We start from the raw sequence: 17,654 nt of genomic DNA on the forward strand, positions 1-17,654 counted from the left end.
ACGACCTCTTTGTCATAATTGTTTAAGTTGGATAAAAAACCTGCTTTCATCGCTATTTATGGCGATATCATAAAAAAACTTATTTTTTCTATTGAACTCTGATAAAACTTTATGAACAATAAAGGGAAATAAAAGGGGGTTCCTGCCATGAGTGAGGAAAAAAAGTATGATGACAGAGGACGGGAACAGGTAAAAGCCTGGTATTGCCTCATTGTTACGACGATGCGTGAAAAAGCCATACGAGATCGACTGGTGCGCATCTCTCAGAATGAACGATTTAAAGATCAAATTTTTCGGGTGATTTTACCTGCTGTGAAAGAAGTCAAAGAAACGTATACAAAAAAGGAGCAGCAACGTATTGATGCTCTGGAACAAAGAATGAAAGAGGTATCCTCCGAAGAAGAGCGAATGCTGCTTCAACAAGAACGGGATAGCATTACACCAAAACGAAAAGTAAAAGAAAAAATTCTGCCCGAATATACTCAGTACATATTTGTTGAAATGATATTAAATGATGACACGTATCATGCTGTTAAAATCGACGGAGTGCGTCATATTCAAGGAGATATGGAGGGGCCAACGCCGATTCAGGATGAGGAAATGAAAGTGATTTTCAAGATGATCGGAGAGCCGTTCGGAGATGAATCGGAAGGATTTGAAGAAGGGGATAGGGTAACCATCATTGATTCTTCTTCCGCTTTTCAAAAGCAAACAGGAACGATCTTGAACCTTCATTCGAACAAAAAGGAGGCGACGGTTTCCATCATCATGTTCGGTAAGGAAACAAAGGTAACCGTTTCTCTCGATCAGATTTATAAGAAAGAGAACTAGAGGGGAAAGATAAAAACCTAAGCTCAAACAGAAGCTTAGGTTTTTATTGGATTAAGAACATAAAAGTTTAATTCATATAATCTTGCACTAACTCGATGCACCTTTCTTCTGTAACGTTAGCCAAAACGCTAACATATTCCAACTGTTCCTGGGTTCCCCCTTTGTATTTTTTTGAGGCTTGGAGTGCACGGTTATCTCGGGTTGTAATCCAGTTTTGCTGCTTTTCTCTTAAGATCTCCATTTCTTCAGATGGCAATTGTTCCTCAAGAGCACGATATACTTCATTCAACAGGTCGTCCCACAATTACCATCTGTCGTTTTCCGTTTTCTTTAGGGCGTAGGTTGATGAATCTGTTGGTTGTAACGCATTTGTTTCCGCTCGGGTATTCTCGATTTTTTCTGCATACATGTCTTTTGTACGTTCTGAGTCGGTTTCTTCTGATGGTGATTCCACCTCTGAATATTCATTAAGAGCCTTTTCGGATTGTCGCTCGCCAGACGTGTCGGCATCGGTTTCGTTTTGTACTGAAATCGTATGTTCCTCATCATTTCGTGGGGGGTCGCTCTTTTGGGCTGTTCCGTCCTCACAGGCTGCAAGGACCATTACTAACGAGCACAGAAGGGATCCAGCAAAGATTCCTTTTTTTCTGTTATTCCGCATATGCTTCCTCCTTTATGCATTGCAGCAGGTTTACTCATGTTCCAGCGCGCGTTCGGTTTCTTTATTTACTTTTGCCTTTTACCTTTCGTTCCACAACAAATCCAACGATTAAACCGATTACAATAGGAATCAGGGCAACATCCGCTTCAAAAAAGAACCCATTATCCGACGGTTTGTTTAGTACAAATGAAAACCTAAGCAGAGATACATGAAACATATTCCCGATTCCATACAACAAAGCCATTACCCCAAATGATGATAATAAAGGAAGCCAAACTTTTCTCATCGCACACCTCTTTTCGGTACTGGTTATGGAATAAACACGTCCTGCGAATTTGAGTACGTGCTTGCACAGCCTCTGTATTCAATTTAACATAAAATTACAATTAACCTCTCGGTTTTTCACAATCAGCAGGCAAAAAAAGAGACCAAATCGCATAGGATTTGGTCTGCTGATTGGATTGCTATTGCGTATGTTTCTCTACCGAAACGGAAGTCTTACCATGCCCTTTTATTCACCAAGCGCTTCTTTCATCCGTTCGTTTACTACGACCTCCAGGGCCTTTGCGTACACTACCATCTCATCAAGGGAGACTTGCCAACTAAAGATCACACGCTTTCCATCTTTGTTCTGGCCTGATAAAACAAAGGAATCGAGTTCAAAGGTTTCGCCGTCAATCGTAAGGGAAGCGTTATCTGTATCCTGTGACAATTCAAGTTTCTTTTTGCCACCCTCAAGTGCAATAATGTTGTTTTCTTTTCCCAAGAGACCACCTCCATTAGTTAGTATAGTGATGATTGTGAATGTGTATTCTCATATTTGTGCTAAACTATGAAAAAGGTCAAAAAGGAGGGGGAATTATGCATAAAAAACCTTTCATCCTATTTAACGGGGGAGACGGGAGTGGAAAAGGCGTTCAAAAGGAGCGGGTTGCTTCTCTGGTGGGGGAATACGTTTCCGTACGGGAGCCAGGCGGAACAAAAGAGGCGGAAATCATACGGGATATTCTTCTCTCCACCACTCACAGGGAAGAAGACCGAGAAGAATGTTTTCACATTCTTTTTGAGTCCCCCCTTCACACGCTGACACACACGTATCTCACCCATGCTTATAACGAAATCAGGCGTAATGGATTAAACGGAGCAGCCGAGGTGTACCTATATGCAGCAAGCCGAAACGAATCCAATAAAAACGTTGTTCAAAAAGCCCGAAGAGACGGCAGGATTATTTTAGGAGATCGTAGTGTTGCTTGTTCGATGGCGTATCAGGCGGGTTCGCGCGGAATGGGCGCTGATTGGGTCTGGTCTGTGAATGAGCCCACCTTAGACGGAGCTTTTCCTGACCTTGAACTCTTCCTCGATGTGCCCACTTCTGTTGCTCAAAAACGACTGGAAGCGAGAACGGAAAAAAGGGATCGATTAGACCTTGAGTCTCTTTCGTTTCATGAAAAAGCAAGGGAAGGCTATCTCACCTACTACAAGACCTATTGCCCTTATCCTTACGCCATCGTGCCTGCTGATGGAACGATCGAAGACGTGCACAGCACTATAATGGACGTGTTGCGCTCCAGCAATCTTTATGATTCATTGATCGAAAAAGGAGAAGACTAAAGTCTTCTCCTTTTTTTAAATTGCATCTTCCAAACTATCTTTGTTCAATAAATCATTGATTGTAATGTCATAGGTGGTAAATGCTTTAAACGACCATCTGTAATCGTACTTCAGGTGATGCTTCATCTCGCTCAGAATGATGGATTGATTTAAAGAGGGGATGTTGTCCTTCATAAGGGACGTTTCAAGGGAACGGATAAAATGATCACATGTTTCGTGTTTCGTGAATTCGGAAAGGATGCGTTCAACCGATGGAAAAGAAACCCGATTCCCGACTAACAAAATCACAAGCTTTTCAACTAACCACACGGTTTCATGGACAACATGTTCACGTGTTCCAGTAAGCGGACCATCCGCTTTTTTAAAGGTAAACATCGAATCACCCTTCTTGTTTTTCTTATTGTACATGAAAAACGGTTATACAAACGCTCATTGTATAAAAATTTGCCATTCATTGGATTATCATCATAAAGTGGGATCAGAAAATTTGTTTGATTAGAGGGGTTTTAAGGAGATAAGGGAATGAGTAGTTGAGGTGATGTCATGAGTCAGGAAGGAAATTCAAAAAGGGCCCACCCCTTATCTTATATGTTGTTTACGCTATCTTTGGTGGTTCTAACTCCACCGTTATTAATTGGAGTCTCTCTTTTCATTTTCATCGTTACAGGGAAAGATGACGGAATGAAACCTAATGCAGTAGATACCTGGCATGAAAAGGTCATTCAGGAGGGAGATGACGGAAAAGTGGCGGTTATTTATGCAGAAGGTGTCATCGGAGAGGATTCCCAAGGGGGCTTTTTTCAGCCTGGTCTCGGAACAGATGATCTCTTGTCTCAGCTTGATCAAGCGAAAGATGACCCGTCGGTTCACGCTGTGGTCGTTCGAGTGAACAGCCCTGGAGGATCTGTTGTGGCTTCTAACGAATTGTATCAAAAAATCCTCGAAATCAAATATGAAGGGAAGCCCGTCCTCGTTTCAATGGGGGAAACAGCTGCTTCTGGAGGCTATTACATATCCGCTCCCGCTGATCGGATCTATGCCAATCCTTACACGATAACAGGGTCTCTTGGCGTTATTATGTCCGTCCCCGATTACAGTGAACTCGCTGAAAAGATCGGATACAGGGAAACGGTCATTAAAAGCGGTGAATTAAAAGACATCGGCAACGCCCTTCGTGATTTAACAGAAGAAGAAGTCTCCGTTTTTCAAACGATGGTAACAGAAAGCTATGATGGGTTTGTTGATGTGATTGCTAAAGGAAGAAATATGAAAGAAGAAGAAGTAAGGGAATTGGCTGATGGCCGTATTTATACAGGCATACAAGCCAAAGAAAACGGCTTAATTGATGGTTTTAAAACCCTGGATGAAACGATCGAAGAGGCCAAACAATTGGGCGAAGGGGAAAATGAATCTGTCGTTGAGTATCAGCCATCCGTTCCAAAACTTGGCGATTTACTGGCAAACTGGACTTCTCCTGCCATCCATATTGGAATAGATTCCGCTTTGAAACCAGGAGACGCACAGATCAAGCTAGCTTATATACTCAAATAAGAAAAGAAACCGAGTTTCTCTGACTCGGTTTCTTTTTTCTAACCGTAACGGCGTTCATCCATTAACGATAGTAACTCCTTTTCCACATTAACAGGGGGATCGCTCATAAGATTATGATATTCCACGATACAGTCGATGGAGGTTCCAATTTTCTTTTTTTCTTCTTCCGTCATGGTCGTCCCCGATCGTTTCGCAATGCCTTCGCATACCTCAATAAGAAGGGCTTTCGCTTCTTCTAATGGATTCATAATTCTCCTCCTCTCTTTTCCATTCTTTTCACCCTGTATCGTATTATCGAATGCGTTCTCATATACCTGTATCCAAAAAAAACAGGATCTCTCCTGTTTGTCACGAAGCGTTTTCTTTTTCCTTGCGAAGCAATATATAGTGTTTGGCCGTTCGCCTGAAATTGTAGTCCATTAAAGCTTCTTCAATGATATCTTCAATCTCTCCGACAGAAGGGATGTCTTCATACGGAAAGGAACGGATTAGTATTTCAATGACAGATTCCGTCATTTCACTGGCCAGGAAGCGATTCCCTTCATCTGATGCTGAAAATGAAGCGTTAATGGCATTTAAAATTTTCCGTTTATCAAACGGGACAATGCGGCCGTCTTCCTTTTCGCAAAATCGAATCATGGTCGTCCCACCTCCTCATCTCTAAGATCATAGCACATGTTCACACTCGTCTATAAAAAAAGCGCTACCTTTATGGTTAGCGCTACATGACTTTTTGATCTGAATCATCGACTCGTTGGAACATTGAAATGAATTCGTATTTGCTTGCTCCCTTGATTTTTTCGACAGAATCACCTGTGAAGCATTGGAATTTGAACCCGCTCAGTTCACGTTTCAATAAGCGGATATCCTTCTCGGAAAGGGCGTTATCATAGGCAATATTCGTGATTGGAATTTCAGCCGTACGATTATGTTTACACAGCGCGTCAATAAAATGGGAGACGGAGTTCGTATAAACCGTGTTGGAATGACCGTTGGAGAGAATAGCTTCATAGCGACGTTCATCGGTTGTGAGGAGAAGCCACGTACGATCAAGAGACCGTTCGAACCCAAACATTTCAACAAACGAGGTTTCTATCGCTCCCCAGGCATTTAATAACCATTCCGAAAACTGTTTTCGGTCTGTTTCTGGGAAGGCTTTGAATACCTCCTCCGCCATCTCGAGTCCGACTGCCAAAAGCTCTGCGTTTGACATTTCCTGAAGCTCAGACCGATACGCCATCAAAGCTCCCTTTACGTCTGCAAGGGTTTTGGGTTTGATCTTTTCAAGTCCCCTTTTTGCTTTAAACGTTCCGTAACTGATGGCTTTATCTTTCGCTTCCAGAATGAACTCACGGGCCTTTTCCCCGTATTTGATGAGGTAGTCATTCGGATCTCCGTCACGCAGGAACATGACACGCACGTCAAAACCGTACCGTTCAAATAAATCACCAAGCATGATCATTCCATCGAGGCCTGCTCCATCTGGGTCAAAAGCGAGTATGATGGTGTTACATACTTTTCCTTCTGACATTTCTCTTTTTCCTGCCATGATTTTAACGGTTCGTTCTTCGATTCCGCCTGTTCCGCCACCTGGCATGGAATTGGTGATCCCCAGTGAAAGCATAGCTTTGTGATCAAATTCCCCTTCAGGGATGAGAATGGTGTGTTGTTTAACCGCTTCCTCGAAGTTCATCGGACGAAATACACCGCCTGCCAACTTCAAATATTTGACTTTGGCTGGATAGGTTGCCCTGCCGCACAGCTGATGGATTTTTCCACGATACGTGTACGGAAGAATAATGCGTCCGCCGTTTTTCCCGCCGTGAAATTGATCGCACAGTTTGTCCGTTTGTTCTTTATTCTCATACTTGTATTTGACAACACCTGCGTCGAGTAACTCCTGATCGGTATACCCGTCTTTTTTCATGATGTTGTAGATAAATCGGGTTCCGTACTTTCCCCCTGCAAACCCTATTAAATCCCGTTTTGCATCTTCTTCTGAAAACCCACGTTTGTAATAATATTCTCTGGCTGCTTTTGAGAACGGGTTGTCTTTAAAGAAAGCTCGGTGGTAAATCATACCGACTTCATGGCGAATTTCAGCGATACGTCGCTCATGTTTTTCTTCGTCGGTTAACTCACGATCCCCATAGATGAATGAAATGTTATTCAATTTACATAGTTCATGCACGGCATCCACGTATTCGTTGCCGCTATCGTATAACAGACTCGGGTCCACGTTGTAGCGAAGCATCATAAATATGTCGATCGCTCCATATTTCTTCCCGTGCAATGGACACTCACCAGAACGACAGCGAAAGAGATTGCTTTCATGGTAAACTTGAGTCGAATCCATTTCTTTCGTCGAATGAAACGGACAAATAAGAGCGGTATAACGCTTGTTTGTTTTCAAATTAAAATCAATTTCCCCGCCCCGAAGATAAGGGTTTTTAAGGGCGTCCTCATGAATCAGATCACGTTCAAACATGTCTTCGATTAACACAGCCACATCTTGTACTCGATTAATTTCATCTTTTACAGTATCCCACGTAAACGTTTGGCTCATATCATCAGCTCCTCTCTTATGGCTTTGTCTTATTATAAGTGAGTTTTCACAAAAGGGAGCTAAAAGGAAAGAAAGGTTTGAATTCCGTTCTTGATTCGGCGACTCTCTTCTTTTGAAACATGAATTTCGTTGTACCCCGCATTAAAAAGCTCAGGGATAACGGCAGATAAGGAATCGTCCGTAAGCAGAATGTTGGCATGATGACCGTGAGACCGCATGGACTTTGGAAGAAGTTTGTGTGAGAGAGCCTCTTTCACGTCGTGGTTGGATTGCGGCTCATCCGTATAAAAACGAACGATGGGCTTCCCCTTTTTATACAAGGGCAGTCGCTCTAATTCTTCTTCTATAAGGTCTGGGAGTATAGGGGTTTCTGTAAAGGGAGAAGATTCGGATTCGATGCCTGTAATCATGCCTCTGTCATCTAAAAGGAAGGAAGCCTTGCCTTCCTGGAGTGCCAATAAGTAACCGTTCACCCGTTTCAAATGGTGGAAACCAAACTGAATGATGTAATGAGGAATGTGATCCATTAGGGATAGACGAAGAGGAAACTGCTGATAGACCTCGTTCAGATACATAACGGCATTCATTTTTTGAGCATACGCATTCAAGATATAACCGATCATTTCTTTCAGTTTCCGTAGGACCTCTTCATAGTCGGGTTCATGAGATCGGAGCGGCTGGGTAATAGGTGCAATCCCTGTTCCTGTATCAACATCTCTTCCCCCGTTCAAAGACAGGAAAAAGATTTTTTCGAGGTCACACGATCCCGCATCATATAAATAATCTCTACCTGGAACATGTGGCATGCCTGCGTAATGGATGCTCGCGTTCTTTGGGCAGGATTCCTCGTCTACGATCGTAAATGGCACCCCTGCTTCAAAAATACGCGACACCCACTCGATGAAAGCGCGTGGCGTTGATTCTCCCCAAATGACCCTTGTATTGAATGGGAATGAAGGGTATTTATGTAGCGCATTTAAGAATCGGTACTCTGTTTTCGTTACCTCACTTCCTCCAATCGTTTCCCCGCAAACGAATGGGTACATCTCCGTTTCATTCCGAAATCCTGGAGTTAATGAAAAACGAAGACACTGAAGACTCAAGTAGAAATCATCAATGAGACACTGCGCGTCCTCTTCGTTAAGCAGACCCTCAGACAAATCATGTTCCAGAAAGATGTCCACAAAAGGGAGGATTCTCGATAACGAAAACGGAATGGAAGGGTTTTCTGCATAACAATATCCGATGGTGGCCATGATGGCCTCCATCACTCCTTTCGCCCCCTGTGCAGGTGACGCCACCTCAATCCCTTTTTTCTTTGCCTCTTTTTCAAACGCCTTTAACTGTTCGATTTCTTTATATATGGACAGACGTTGTTCCATCCATTCATGAGTTTGGAGGTGTTTTTCAAGAACTTTTAACCGCCATTTTTTCTCTTTGATTAACGCTTTTGTTCCATACAAAGCAATGGTCCGTACATCAGGATGGACATAAGAAGGAGAAAACAAAGAGGGGGATCCGACGAAAAGGCCCATTTTAAACATTTTTTTCAGTTCGCTCGTTGCGATTTCTTGAAACATATCATAGGTTGTTTTGCGGCTTGAATCCCTTGGGGTCGTTTTACTGAAGTGATAGATTGCTTTCATGTCCGTAAGATTTTCGCTATACCCAATCGGAATGTGAGAAGGAATATCTTCCTTTTTAAAAGGAGAAAGCCAAAACGGGGAGAAAGAACTCAAAGAAGCGAATTCTGTTGTGATGCTAGGCTCTTTCATAATGGCGTTTCTTAGGTCTTGGCTCTTGTCATCCAGCGAAGATGTGCGGTTGTGGACTAAAAAAAGCGGTTGTTCCGAAAAGGGTTTTTTGTTTAAGTTCACAAAATCATTGGCGTCCACATTGTCAATCCAACGACCAGGGATAAAGGTCTCATCGATCCTCATATTTCATCACCTCGCTCGCATACTACCATTCCCGTTCTGAAAATCAATAAAATAGCCTATTTTTAAGGGGGAAGCGAAAGTGCTTAAAGATCAGTTGAAAGATGTTAAAAAGTTTTTGGGTTCATTCAAAGAAGAAGACCGTCCTGTGCATTCTGAGAAAGATACAGAACATGGAGTGACCCAATCGAAAGATGTTTCAGTGTCTCTGCCTGCCAAAGGGGTTTTGCCAAAAAAAGAGAAAATGGCTGAAAATGATGGTGTGATTAATAAAAACCCTCGACTTCGTATGTACAAACCGACCAATTTTCAGAGCGTTGAAAACATCGGAGAAGATGTGAAAAACGGGAAAATTGTTCTTTTGGATGTGAACCATCTTGATGGTGAATTAAAACTCAAAATCATTCATTTTGTTTATGGTTTGTGCTGTGGTTTGGATATTGAACCTGAGCATCGTATACATAATGTTATAAGTATTGATCCTAAAAACAAAGTGAAATAAACCAAAAAATCCATACTAGTTATGGATTTTTTTGTGTTCTTTTGCCCGAGGATCTTAATGGGATGTTGTATTGTTTTTTTAATTGAATTAAGGAAGCTACGCTGCACCCGTACTTAGAGGCAATGACGTTCAAGGAGAACGAACGCATAAGAAGCAGGAAACGTTCTTTAGGAAGGCGCATCGGCAAGGTGCGTAGCGATTTTTTATTGTTCGTTGTGATCCCGTACTTGAACCTCAGGTTGTTTACAAGTGAGGGAGAAAGATTGTATAGTTCTCCAATTTCCCTGTCGGTGTGGTGTTTGGTTTCATATAAGTGACGCAGCAGTGAAGGCGGCAAAATCTCCTCTGCTTTTTTCCGTTTAAGAGAATGGGGCTGTACTCCCTTTTGGTACTCTTGTTGATATTTTTGAATGTGTCGATAAACGCAAGACGGGGAAACGCCAATTTCTTGCGAGATTTTTTCATTAGAAAATCCCTTGTCTATGTATTTCTTCAATGTTCTTGCGTCAGGTACACAGCGTCTATTTATAGGTCCGTGTGTTTTTTCATATTCCTTTTTTAATTGATGGACACGTTGTCTTGAGATGGCGAACATCGAACCAATTTCAGCTAAAGTCTTTTTTTGATGAACGTGCAAATCTATTAATGCCTGGGCTGTTAATTCGTTTCGGATGCTCAACTGGATCCCCTCCTCTTCTTCGCTTTGCTACACGATAAGAGAAGGGTCTGTCAATATAAAGCACAAAAAAAGAGGCTATATAAGCCTCTACATTTCGGTTGCGATTTGGAAGAAACGATCAACAGAACGGAGGAGACATTCTTCACAGATTGGATAATAGTACAGTTCGTGTTCCTTATTCATCTGCATTTCTTCAGAGGATAAAGCCCCGTAACAACACGTACATTCGTTATAGACTTCGCTCATACGCTCACACCTCCTACACCGACCATACAGTTAATGGTAAAATATGGCAAATGTTTTTAGAAGGTTTTTTATTCCTGATGCCGAAATATGTACATTTACGTTTCAAACCGAGATCGCTCGTTATTTTAATGACGAGATGAATCGGAGACCTTATATCTCCCTAATTTATGCATATAATAGGAATAGGAGGTGAGACCATGGCAACGGTTACCCATTTGATAAAGATTAAAAATCCAACAACCAAAAAACACAAAGAATGGTTATACGCACAACAAAAGTATGCTTCTTGTGTGAATGAGTGCATCCCTAGATTGTTAAAAGGGGAAACCCTATCTTCGTCCAATGTACCTGCCGATTTGAAGTCCGCTATTGTGAACGAAGCGATAAGGAGAGCCAAAAAGGCGGTTTCTGATTTTAAAACAAGTTTGGCAGGTTCAGTGCCCCAGTTCAAAAGCAAACTGCCCATTTCCATTAACAATCAAAACTGGGATACAAAACAAAAGAATGGACGCTGGTACATTGGTTTTGTGGTGGATCAAAAGAAAAAGTACGTTCCTATTGAAGAGAATGCGATAACGAGAACATATTTCCCGTATTTTGAACCGAAAAGGATGAAACAAAAGAAAAAAGTAAAGAGCAAAAAGACAGGGAAAACAACGCTAAAAGATGTACGTGTGGATGTAAATCGAGAATTCCGAGGCACCATTCAATTGTTGAGAAAAAACAAAAGTTGGTTTGTTGCCATCCCTATCGAACTATCATCCAAAATCAAAACCTATTCCGTGTTACCAAAATCGTATATAGGCGTCGATTTAGGCCTACGTCATTTAGCCGTGGTTTCTGAATTAAACAGCAAAAAACGACAGTTTTTTAGTGGCAAAGAGGTTGGTTACACCCGAAGACATTTTCGTTCCCTTAGACGATCGCTTGGAAAGCGTAAAGCACTGCGTGCCATTAAGCGTCTAGGGCGAAAAGAAAACCGTTGGATGGAAGATTACAACCGCAAGTTGGCTAAAAACATTGTTGGGTTTGCAATGGGTTTTGAACGCCCTGTAATCAAAATGGAAAACCTGTATAACATCCGAAAGACTTGCCGTAGCATGAAAAAATCCGATAAAACCATCCATTCCTGGGCATTTTATCAGCTTCAGCAGTTTATTGAAGAACGAGCGGTAAAATGTGGCGTTCAAGTGGTGTATGTGGACCCAAGGCACACATCACAAACGTGTTTTAACTGTGGGCATGTCGAAAAGAAAAATCGAAAAAAAAATAAGTTTAAGTGCAAAAAATGCAACTACACTTGCCATGCTGATTTGAATGCAAGTCGTAATATTGCCAGTAGCACGTCTCTTGCGGTGTAGTTGTCTAGCTCTCAATAAGAGATAGACAACGTTTGATAGCAAGTTTGCCTGTTAGGTATAACCCTGAACAGGAGGGTAGTTGTGACTCTACCTATGGTGTCTGTATTGAAGAATGGTCAGAAATGGAACAACTGGAACGTCGCGAGACGTGACTCATTCCGAGCAAGTCACCACCGAACTTCCACAGGGAAGCACGGGTATTTTCAATCCCGTGAGGATGTCACATGAATTTCATGTCTTCCACAAGGAGTTGGATATTTTTTACCCCTCTGAATTCGTTGTACTCTGGTGTGTAAAGGAGATCCACCTCACAACTCTCACGATGTTTTTTTGTACGATGATAGGCTTTCAGAATTCGCTCTCCTTCAGTAAACGTGATGCCTTTTAACGTAACATTTCCCTGGCATAAGGTTAGAATACACCCTCTTCCTCCCATGATTTCTTTCACGTGCCGAATGATGACCCGATTTGACCGAAACAATGGTTTTCGATTCCCTTCTCCGAAGGGTTCGAGTTTACTGAGAAGTTTCATAAGCCATTCGTCCGCTTCTTTAAATTCCATAAGAGATTGATACCTTATTAGTGGCGTGAAAACCTCTTTCGGATAGGCTTGAACAGCTTTTCGGAATGCTCTCCTAAAATCCTCTACTCGTTCAGGTTCAAGAGAAAGCCCTGCCGCCTGTTCGTGCCCTCCGTATTCATAGAGACCGATTTCTTTTTTCACTTCATCGAGACAATGCAAAATATGAACACCAGGAATAGAGCGGGCGGACCCTTTCAAAATGACTTTCCCTTCTTTCATAACAGGAGATAATGCAATAGTCGGACGGTAATAGTGTTGCTGAATTTTACTCGCCACAAGTCCTGCCACTCCAATGTGGTACACGTTTTCTTCTGGTGCAACAGCTACTATTCCGAAGTCACACCAGGAAGGAGGGGCTTCTTCCAGAATGGACTGCATCATTTCATACCCGTTTTTCGTTTGGGATTTACGTTTTTCATTGATTGATTTAAGCTTTGAAGCTAACGTTTTTGATTGTTCAGGGTCTTCTTCTAACAAAAATTGAACAGCCAGAGTCGGGTCTTCCAATCTCCCTGGTGCATTAAGCATCGGTCCTATGCGAAATCCGATCGCCGTAGAGTCAACGCCACCACCCTCAATCCCAGAAATAGTCGAAAGGGTTTTCACCCAAACCTCTGGGTCTTTATTCATCAACTGAATCCCGTATTTACAAAGGATTCGATTTTCAAGGTCCATTCCGTTTTCTCCTTGTTCGATTTGGTTAGCCAAGTCAGCGATGGTTCCAGCGGCAACGTAATCCAATAATCGGAACAAAGGTTTTACATCCTGGTTTTCTTTTATGAATACAGCCTGCATCACTTTAAAGGCCACCCCAACCCCCGCAAGTGACTTAAACGGGTACGGGTCGCGCAGGCGCTTAGGATCAATAACTGCGTAGGCATCAGGAAGGACAATGTATTCATCTCCCCTGATCTCAATGATTCCATTCGAAGGAAGAAAGTGCTCGGATTGCATGACTTCGATTTTTTGTTCCAGCATATATGCTTCAAACATTTCCTTGTCGACACTAGACTTCTTTAAAAAGTCTTGGAATAGCGTGGCGAGCTTCCCCTCCATAGGTTCGTGATGGTCTGTCACGATAAAATCGCAGGGCGTGTCTTTTAAAAGGTTGGCTGCTTCAAAGGAACGAATTCCTGTGTCTCCTGTGATAATCAAATCATAGTCTCCCATGCACGTTTTTAACTTGTTTACGTTGGGTCCGTACCCCTCTTTAAAACGGTTGGGAACAAACACATCGACCTTTACACCCAGGACATTGAATGCTTTTTTAAAAACCGATACCGTTGTTACGCCGTCGCAGTCATAGTCTCCATATATTAAAATCCGCTCGCCGCCCCTTATAGCCTCACTGATTCTTTCAACCCCTTTCTTCATATCAAGCATTAAAAACGGGTTGTGGAGTCCATTTAGTGGCGGTTTTACAAACGACTGGATGTCTTCTTTATTGCTGATTCCCATTGATAAAAAGACCTGAGCTATGGAGGGAGGGATCGAAAGCGTCTTTGAAAGCGCTTCTGCTGAATTGTCGTTTACTTCTGGGCCGAACCATCTTGTGCTCATAATCAAACCCCTTTACTTTTGCGTATTGTAGCAAAACATTCTAGGAGTTGAAGGCCTTGCGGCGAAAAATTAAAGGAAGAATGGCTGAGGAGGAGATCGGATGGAGATGTTGAGACAGGCTTTGTTTACATTTCAGGAGGAGCTAGGCTATCCGTTGCCTGATCAAATAACCTATACGCGTTTAAAGCGGTTCAGGGTTGGTGAATCCATTATGGATTTAGGGAAGGCAGGGTCGTATATTGTTTTTGGTTTCAATATCGGCAGAGAAGATGAACGTTTTAAAGTTTTTAAATCAAAGAAAGAAGCTAAATTTTTCTTTACGAACCTAAAACAGATCGATCGGGAATTTATAGGATTCATGCTGAAAGAGATTGACGCGCTCACAAATGGGGAGATTTTATAATGGCATTTGGTCGAAAGAAGAATCCTGTTCGGGAGGCTGTTGTCATTTTGCTTAAACTGAAAGTAAACGACCACCCTTATAAGGGAAGAACCAAAAAAGAAGCAGACGAGCACAATCAGATCATTGACAGGTATGTCGACGAAGTTTTCGAGCGAAAAGACTCTTATCTTGAAGGGTACGATGAACTGTTTAAAGAGCGGAAGCGGTTCAGGGAACGTTTTGAAAGGCTGGAAACAGAGCGGCAAGAAACCATTGAAAGAGGAAGAGAATTATATAAGGAAATGGAAATGTTTTTAGAAGGCACCAACTTCTACCCCATGGATATTGTGTTTGATGTGAATAAACTGAAAGGAATAATAGATGAACGGGATGAAGACCTGCACGGTAACCCAATTGAACTCATTGAGAAGACAGAACAATTATCCGAAATCATTGAAGAAAATTATAACTCTTTCCTATCGTTACACAAGGAAGTTGTGAGTGTCATACAGCAAAAAAGGGTTTCGGAACAAATGGAACACGAGCTCTCTCTGGCTCTTCACAAAGGATCGTACGAGTTGGTCAGAGACCTTTTGAAAAAGCTAAAAAACGACCCGTCATAGGTCGTTTTTTAGCTTTGAATCATTTTTTCGAAATCCTTAAAAAGGCTATCCATGTTCTGATCGTCACTCGGCTCTTTCGTCTTGTTTTCTTTATGTAAAACGGATTCCGTTCTCTGTTTCATTTCTTTTTCTTCTCCCGCGGGCTTGGGTTGTGATTTTGGTTTATTGAGCAGGGTTAATCGGTCGACACTTATGTATGTGCGGTATCTTGTTCTGCCTTCTTTGTCCTCATACTTTTGATTACGAAGCCGTCCTTCAACAGAAACAAGACTTCCTTTCTCTCCGTTTCGGCAAATGAACTCAGCTGGTTGGTTCCACACTTCACACTGGGTCCATTCCGCTGAAGCATTGTTCTTTTGGTATGGATTAAATAGCGGTAACGGGAACGTGGCAACAACCTTTCCCGTATGCGTTTCTCTCCGCTCTGGATCAGCTCCCAGCCTCCCTTCTAAAATAATTCGATTGATCATCGGTACCACCTCTCTTTGGTATATAGTACCACCCTCTTCATCATGTCCATCAAACTTTTTGGTTTTTCTTTGCATCAGGACAAGGCGCCCTTTCATAGGATGGTAGTAAGAAAGGGTGAAGAGAATGAAACAACAACAAAGAGGAATGTCATCCAGACAGATGAAACGAAAAACGGGGCTAGACCCAAAAGATTTTTACGCTTTTACCGATAATATCTCGAAAGAATTGGATGCTAGTGATTTTAAGCAAATCCGATCCTTTATGAAAGAGGCGTCAAAACTCTCACAAGATGAGCTCATTGGGCGAATACAGCAGGAAATGGAAGGTCTGAAAAAAGAGTTGAGTAAAAAGCCACCCACGTCTAATCCTTCGATGAAGGTTAACATACAGTAACAAAAAAACTCAAAAGGATGGTTCCTTTTGGGTTTTTTACATAGTCCTGATGACCTTCTGATGGCTAAACAATTCGCATATGGATTGGGCTTTTTTAAAATAGGGATTGTCCTTTGGAATGGTTAGGATTTTGTCGTAGCTTTTGATTTTTTCCATGGTCCTTATATAAATCAAGTCCCCGTTTTTTGATAGATAGAAGCGGTACTCATCATCATTTAAATTGTCGTCAAATTTCGAAAGATATAACCCCTCTTGATCATCTTCCTCCAAACGCCATCCGCGATAATGGTGGTCCGTCATCAGTTTCCTGCACGTCTTATACATCTTCCAGCCCCCTAAATCTTTCATGTTTTACATATTATAGCGAATAATATTTTGTTTTAAATATAAAAAAACTATTTATAACATTTTTTCTAATTATAATAGATGTATACGAACCAAACTTCCACAGGACAGAGGGGTTTTAGGTGTACATCTTCCCCAAGCGAACGGCTTTGATTATGAAGAACAAGAAATGGAGATGAGGGAACCGTGACGATTTTACAAAAAGTCATCGAGTTAACAGAAAGCATCCCAACTGGGGTTCGGGATAACTGGGATGATTATTTCATGGCAAAAGCTTTTATTGCATCCCTTCGGTCAACCTGCGGGTCGAGACGAGTGGGCGCTGTTATTGTGAAAGACCATCGGTTGATTGCAACAGGTTATAATGGGTATCCATCTGGAGCTAAACATTGTATCGACGGGGGCTGCCCCCGATTCAAAGCAAGGCAGGAAGGGATCATTCAGAGCGGGGAATATGTGGATGCCTATCCTTGCCACGCTTTTCATGCGGAACATAACGCCATTAATCAATGCTTAAAAGATGGAACGTCAACATCAGGCACCGTTCTTTATTCCACGACGTATCCTTGCCAGCAGTGTGCTAAGGCCATTCTCGGAGCTGGAATTGCGAAAATTTTTTATGTATATGGCTATCCTGATGAACAATCCGAAATGTATTTCAAAACCTACGGCATCGAAATCGAACGATTAGGCGAGTCCAATTAAGGGATTCGCTTTTTTTGTTGAAAAGGTACAAAAAGGAGTGAGCGTTTATGAATATGCAATCAACTTTGGCAGCCGCTAAAAAGATTCCTGGTTTTTATTCGTATAGACCTGTTTTACAAGGCAAAGAGGTCGTGATTCGAGAACTTTGTTTTATTTTTCACGAAAAACAGGAAACAGTTGGTGAAGTCGCCTATACCAGCGTGCTGTTGTTTCCAGAAGAGGGACAGCCTCATGTCCGTATTACGGCTGTATTCGATGATTTTTCGTCCCAAACCATTTCGAATGATGATCCTCTCCACCAAAACATTCTGGCATACAGCCATAAGCTGCTTCATTCGTTTTGTTCATACTGCTAAAAAACCCCCTCTGCCTGAGTTGGCAGAGGGGGTTTTCGCATCGTTATGCTATTAAGTTTGTAAATCTATTATATATATTATAAAGCAACATAGCAATCCCTTCTTTGTTGAAATTATATTTTTTTATATTTTGTGTGGACAGGAATCTGTCGATATGATTATAATAAATCACAAGAGATGACACCAATCATCTTTTCTTCGCATCGTTCGCTCAAATTGGGGATAACTGTCCCTTTTTTTGACTTGGTCGAACAAACGCGATCAAGTTTTTTTGTGCTTTACATAAAAAAC

The 17,654-nt window shown here is 41.9% G+C and carries 25 protein-coding genes; 11 read left to right on the forward strand and 14 right to left on the reverse strand.

Annotated features, from left to right (window positions below):
• Positions 1 to 147: 147 nt before the first annotated feature.
• Positions 148 to 831: a transcription termination/antitermination protein NusG gene (locus tag IMZ31_RS20420; protein ID WP_207531377.1), complete on the forward strand. Its 684-nt coding sequence runs from the start codon at positions 148 to 150 to the stop codon at positions 829 to 831.
• Positions 832 to 898: 67 nt separating this feature from the next.
• Here IMZ31_RS20420 and IMZ31_RS24515 read toward each other — a convergent pair whose 3' ends face one another.
• The 4 genes from IMZ31_RS24515 to IMZ31_RS20435 form a co-directional block, all read right to left on the reverse strand.
• A complete protein-coding gene (locus IMZ31_RS24515; protein ID WP_242705754.1) occupies positions 899 to 1,120 on the reverse strand; it encodes a lysozyme inhibitor LprI family protein in 222 nt (73 codons plus the stop codon).
• A 15-nt stretch (positions 1,121 to 1,135) separates the two neighbouring features.
• Positions 1,136 to 1,492, reverse strand: a complete 357-nt coding sequence (locus IMZ31_RS24520) for a hypothetical protein (protein WP_242705755.1) — start codon at positions 1,490 to 1,492, stop codon at positions 1,136 to 1,138.
• Between the two features lie 61 nt (positions 1,493 to 1,553).
• On the reverse strand, positions 1,554 to 1,778 hold the full coding sequence (locus tag IMZ31_RS20430) for a hypothetical protein (RefSeq protein WP_207531378.1): 225 nt from the start codon (positions 1,776 to 1,778) through the stop codon (positions 1,554 to 1,556).
• A 225-nt stretch (positions 1,779 to 2,003) separates the two neighbouring features.
• A complete protein-coding gene (locus tag IMZ31_RS20435) occupies positions 2,004 to 2,258 on the reverse strand; it encodes a DUF3931 domain-containing protein (protein WP_207531379.1) in 255 nt (84 codons plus the stop codon).
• 95 nt (positions 2,259 to 2,353) lie between these two features.
• On the opposite strand from IMZ31_RS20435, the gene tmk reads away from it, so the two are divergent.
• Positions 2,354 to 3,103, forward strand: a complete 750-nt coding sequence (gene tmk, locus IMZ31_RS20440) for a dTMP kinase (RefSeq protein WP_207531380.1) — start codon at positions 2,354 to 2,356, stop codon at positions 3,101 to 3,103.
• A 15-nt stretch (positions 3,104 to 3,118) separates the two neighbouring features.
• Here the strand turns inward: tmk and IMZ31_RS20445 are convergent, their stop codons facing one another.
• Positions 3,119 to 3,478, reverse strand: a complete 360-nt coding sequence (locus tag IMZ31_RS20445) for a hypothetical protein (RefSeq protein ID WP_207531381.1) — start codon at positions 3,476 to 3,478, stop codon at positions 3,119 to 3,121.
• A 168-nt stretch (positions 3,479 to 3,646) separates the two neighbouring features.
• On the opposite strand from IMZ31_RS20445, the gene sppA reads away from it, so the two are divergent.
• Positions 3,647 to 4,654 (forward strand): signal peptide peptidase SppA, encoded by a 1,008-nt coding sequence (sppA, locus tag IMZ31_RS20450; protein ID WP_207531382.1) that lies wholly within the window; start codon positions 3,647 to 3,649, stop codon positions 4,652 to 4,654.
• Between the two features lie 38 nt (positions 4,655 to 4,692).
• On the opposite strand, the gene IMZ31_RS20455 is transcribed toward sppA, so the two are convergent.
• From IMZ31_RS20455 to IMZ31_RS20470, 4 genes are all read right to left on the reverse strand, one after another.
• The gene (locus tag IMZ31_RS20455; protein ID WP_207531383.1) at positions 4,693 to 4,902 is read right to left on the reverse strand and encodes a hypothetical protein; all 210 of its coding nucleotides are present in this window, start codon (positions 4,900 to 4,902) and stop codon (positions 4,693 to 4,695) included.
• A 100-nt stretch (positions 4,903 to 5,002) separates the two neighbouring features.
• Positions 5,003 to 5,293 (reverse strand): ATP cone domain-containing protein, encoded by a 291-nt coding sequence (locus tag IMZ31_RS20460; protein WP_207531384.1) that lies wholly within the window; start codon positions 5,291 to 5,293, stop codon positions 5,003 to 5,005.
• Positions 5,294 to 5,375: 82 nt separating this feature from the next.
• The gene (locus tag IMZ31_RS20465) at positions 5,376 to 7,220 is read right to left on the reverse strand and encodes a toprim domain-containing protein (RefSeq protein ID WP_207531385.1); all 1,845 of its coding nucleotides are present in this window, start codon (positions 7,218 to 7,220) and stop codon (positions 5,376 to 5,378) included.
• A gap of 59 nt (positions 7,221 to 7,279) precedes the next feature.
• A complete protein-coding gene (locus IMZ31_RS20470; RefSeq protein ID WP_207531386.1) occupies positions 7,280 to 9,160 on the reverse strand; it encodes a pyruvate formate lyase family protein in 1,881 nt (626 codons plus the stop codon).
• A gap of 79 nt (positions 9,161 to 9,239) precedes the next feature.
• Between IMZ31_RS20470 and IMZ31_RS20475 the strand changes: the two genes are divergently transcribed.
• Positions 9,240 to 9,659, forward strand: coding sequence for a cell division protein SepF (locus IMZ31_RS20475; protein WP_207531387.1), 420 nt, complete (start codon positions 9,240 to 9,242; stop codon positions 9,657 to 9,659).
• Positions 9,660 to 9,678: 19 nt separating this feature from the next.
• On the opposite strand, the gene IMZ31_RS20480 is transcribed toward IMZ31_RS20475, so the two are convergent.
• Together IMZ31_RS20480 and IMZ31_RS20485 are read right to left on the reverse strand one after the other, a co-directional pair.
• Complete coding sequence (locus tag IMZ31_RS20480; protein WP_207531388.1) at positions 9,679 to 10,338, reverse strand: helix-turn-helix domain-containing protein; 660 nt, start codon at positions 10,336 to 10,338, stop codon at positions 9,679 to 9,681.
• 87 nt (positions 10,339 to 10,425) lie between these two features.
• Positions 10,426 to 10,584 (reverse strand): hypothetical protein, encoded by a 159-nt coding sequence (locus tag IMZ31_RS20485; RefSeq protein ID WP_207531389.1) that lies wholly within the window; start codon positions 10,582 to 10,584, stop codon positions 10,426 to 10,428.
• A gap of 197 nt (positions 10,585 to 10,781) precedes the next feature.
• Here IMZ31_RS20485 and IMZ31_RS20490 point away from each other — a divergent pair, with 197 nt between their 5' ends.
• The gene (locus IMZ31_RS20490; RefSeq protein WP_207531390.1) at positions 10,782 to 11,945 is read left to right on the forward strand and encodes an RNA-guided endonuclease InsQ/TnpB family protein; all 1,164 of its coding nucleotides are present in this window, start codon (positions 10,782 to 10,784) and stop codon (positions 11,943 to 11,945) included.
• Between the two features lie 81 nt (positions 11,946 to 12,026).
• Positions 12,027 to 12,173 carry a hypothetical protein gene (locus IMZ31_RS20495; RefSeq protein WP_207531391.1) on the forward strand — a complete coding sequence of 49 codons (147 nt, stop codon included), beginning with the start codon at positions 12,027 to 12,029 and terminating at the stop codon, positions 12,171 to 12,173.
• Here the strand turns inward: IMZ31_RS20495 and IMZ31_RS20500 are convergent.
• The gene (locus IMZ31_RS20500) at positions 12,166 to 14,088 is read right to left on the reverse strand and encodes a single-stranded-DNA-specific exonuclease RecJ (RefSeq protein WP_207531392.1); all 1,923 of its coding nucleotides are present in this window, start codon (positions 14,086 to 14,088) and stop codon (positions 12,166 to 12,168) included. The genes IMZ31_RS20495 and IMZ31_RS20500 overlap by 8 nt on opposite strands.
• Before the next feature lie 100 nt (positions 14,089 to 14,188).
• Here IMZ31_RS20500 and IMZ31_RS20505 point away from each other — a divergent pair, with 100 nt between their 5' ends.
• Positions 14,189 to 14,491, forward strand: a complete 303-nt coding sequence (locus IMZ31_RS20505; protein WP_207531393.1) for a DUF3964 family protein — start codon at positions 14,189 to 14,191, stop codon at positions 14,489 to 14,491.
• Positions 14,491 to 15,093 (forward strand): hypothetical protein, encoded by a 603-nt coding sequence (locus IMZ31_RS20510; RefSeq protein ID WP_207531394.1) that lies wholly within the window; start codon positions 14,491 to 14,493, stop codon positions 15,091 to 15,093. Before IMZ31_RS20505 ends, IMZ31_RS20510 begins: the two co-directional genes overlap by 1 nt.
• A gap of 8 nt (positions 15,094 to 15,101) precedes the next feature.
• Here IMZ31_RS20510 and IMZ31_RS20515 read toward each other — a convergent pair whose 3' ends face one another.
• On the reverse strand, positions 15,102 to 15,563 hold the full coding sequence (locus IMZ31_RS20515) for a single-stranded DNA-binding protein (protein WP_207531395.1): 462 nt from the start codon (positions 15,561 to 15,563) through the stop codon (positions 15,102 to 15,104).
• A gap of 124 nt (positions 15,564 to 15,687) precedes the next feature.
• Here IMZ31_RS20515 and IMZ31_RS20520 point away from each other — a divergent pair, with 124 nt between their 5' ends.
• Positions 15,688 to 15,957: a hypothetical protein gene (locus IMZ31_RS20520; RefSeq protein ID WP_207531396.1), complete on the forward strand. Its 270-nt coding sequence runs from the start codon at positions 15,688 to 15,690 to the stop codon at positions 15,955 to 15,957.
• A 36-nt stretch (positions 15,958 to 15,993) separates the two neighbouring features.
• On the opposite strand, the gene IMZ31_RS20525 is transcribed toward IMZ31_RS20520, so the two are convergent.
• Complete coding sequence (locus IMZ31_RS20525) at positions 15,994 to 16,281, reverse strand: hypothetical protein (protein ID WP_207531397.1); 288 nt, start codon at positions 16,279 to 16,281, stop codon at positions 15,994 to 15,996.
• A 207-nt stretch (positions 16,282 to 16,488) separates the two neighbouring features.
• Between IMZ31_RS20525 and IMZ31_RS20530 the strand changes: the two genes are divergently transcribed.
• Together IMZ31_RS20530 and IMZ31_RS20535 are read left to right on the forward strand one after the other, a co-directional pair.
• Positions 16,489 to 17,007, forward strand: a complete 519-nt coding sequence (locus tag IMZ31_RS20530; protein WP_242705756.1) for a deoxycytidylate deaminase — start codon at positions 16,489 to 16,491, stop codon at positions 17,005 to 17,007.
• 47 nt (positions 17,008 to 17,054) lie between these two features.
• Complete coding sequence (locus IMZ31_RS20535; RefSeq protein ID WP_207531398.1) at positions 17,055 to 17,363, forward strand: hypothetical protein; 309 nt, start codon at positions 17,055 to 17,057, stop codon at positions 17,361 to 17,363.
• Positions 17,364 to 17,654: the final 291 nt, after the last annotated feature.

This window comes from Pontibacillus sp. ALD_SL1, assembly GCF_017355605.1.

Bases quoted from the DNA above. Each gene is read 5' to 3' on its own strand.
- IMZ31_RS20420 (WP_207531377.1), top strand. From the start codon at position 148: ATGAGTGAGGAAAAAAAGTATGATGACAGAGGACGGGAACAGGTAAAA.
- IMZ31_RS24520 (WP_242705755.1), bottom strand. From the start codon at position 1,492: ATGCGGAATAACAGAAAAAAAGGAATCTTTGCTGGATCCCTTCTGTGC.
- IMZ31_RS20430 (WP_207531378.1), bottom strand. From the start codon at position 1,778: ATGAGAAAAGTTTGGCTTCCTTTATTATCATCATTTGGGGTAATGGCT.
- tmk (WP_207531380.1), top strand. From the start codon at position 2,354: ATGCATAAAAAACCTTTCATCCTATTTAACGGGGGAGACGGGAGTGGA.
- IMZ31_RS20445 (WP_207531381.1), bottom strand. From the start codon at position 3,478: ATGTTTACCTTTAAAAAAGCGGATGGTCCGCTTACTGGAACACGTGAA.
- sppA (WP_207531382.1), top strand. From the start codon at position 3,647: ATGAGTCAGGAAGGAAATTCAAAAAGGGCCCACCCCTTATCTTATATG.
- IMZ31_RS20455 (WP_207531383.1), bottom strand. From the start codon at position 4,902: ATGAATCCATTAGAAGAAGCGAAAGCCCTTCTTATTGAGGTATGCGAA.
- IMZ31_RS20460 (WP_207531384.1), bottom strand. From the start codon at position 5,293: ATGATTCGATTTTGCGAAAAGGAAGACGGCCGCATTGTCCCGTTTGAT.
- IMZ31_RS20465 (WP_207531385.1), bottom strand. From the start codon at position 7,220: ATGAGCCAAACGTTTACGTGGGATACTGTAAAAGATGAAATTAATCGA.
- IMZ31_RS20470 (WP_207531386.1), bottom strand. From the start codon at position 9,160: ATGAGGATCGATGAGACCTTTATCCCTGGTCGTTGGATTGACAATGTG.
- IMZ31_RS20485 (WP_207531389.1), bottom strand. From the start codon at position 10,584: ATGAGCGAAGTCTATAACGAATGTACGTGTTGTTACGGGGCTTTATCC.
- IMZ31_RS20490 (WP_207531390.1), top strand. From the start codon at position 10,782: ATGGCAACGGTTACCCATTTGATAAAGATTAAAAATCCAACAACCAAA.
- IMZ31_RS20500 (WP_207531392.1), bottom strand. From the start codon at position 14,088: ATGAGCACAAGATGGTTCGGCCCAGAAGTAAACGACAATTCAGCAGAA.
- IMZ31_RS20505 (WP_207531393.1), top strand. From the start codon at position 14,189: ATGGAGATGTTGAGACAGGCTTTGTTTACATTTCAGGAGGAGCTAGGC.
- IMZ31_RS20510 (WP_207531394.1), top strand. From the start codon at position 14,491: ATGGCATTTGGTCGAAAGAAGAATCCTGTTCGGGAGGCTGTTGTCATT.
- IMZ31_RS20515 (WP_207531395.1), bottom strand. From the start codon at position 15,563: ATGATCAATCGAATTATTTTAGAAGGGAGGCTGGGAGCTGATCCAGAG.
- IMZ31_RS20520 (WP_207531396.1), top strand. From the start codon at position 15,688: ATGAAACAACAACAAAGAGGAATGTCATCCAGACAGATGAAACGAAAA.
- IMZ31_RS20525 (WP_207531397.1), bottom strand. From the start codon at position 16,281: ATGTATAAGACGTGCAGGAAACTGATGACGGACCACCATTATCGCGGA.
- IMZ31_RS20535 (WP_207531398.1), top strand. From the start codon at position 17,055: ATGAATATGCAATCAACTTTGGCAGCCGCTAAAAAGATTCCTGGTTTT.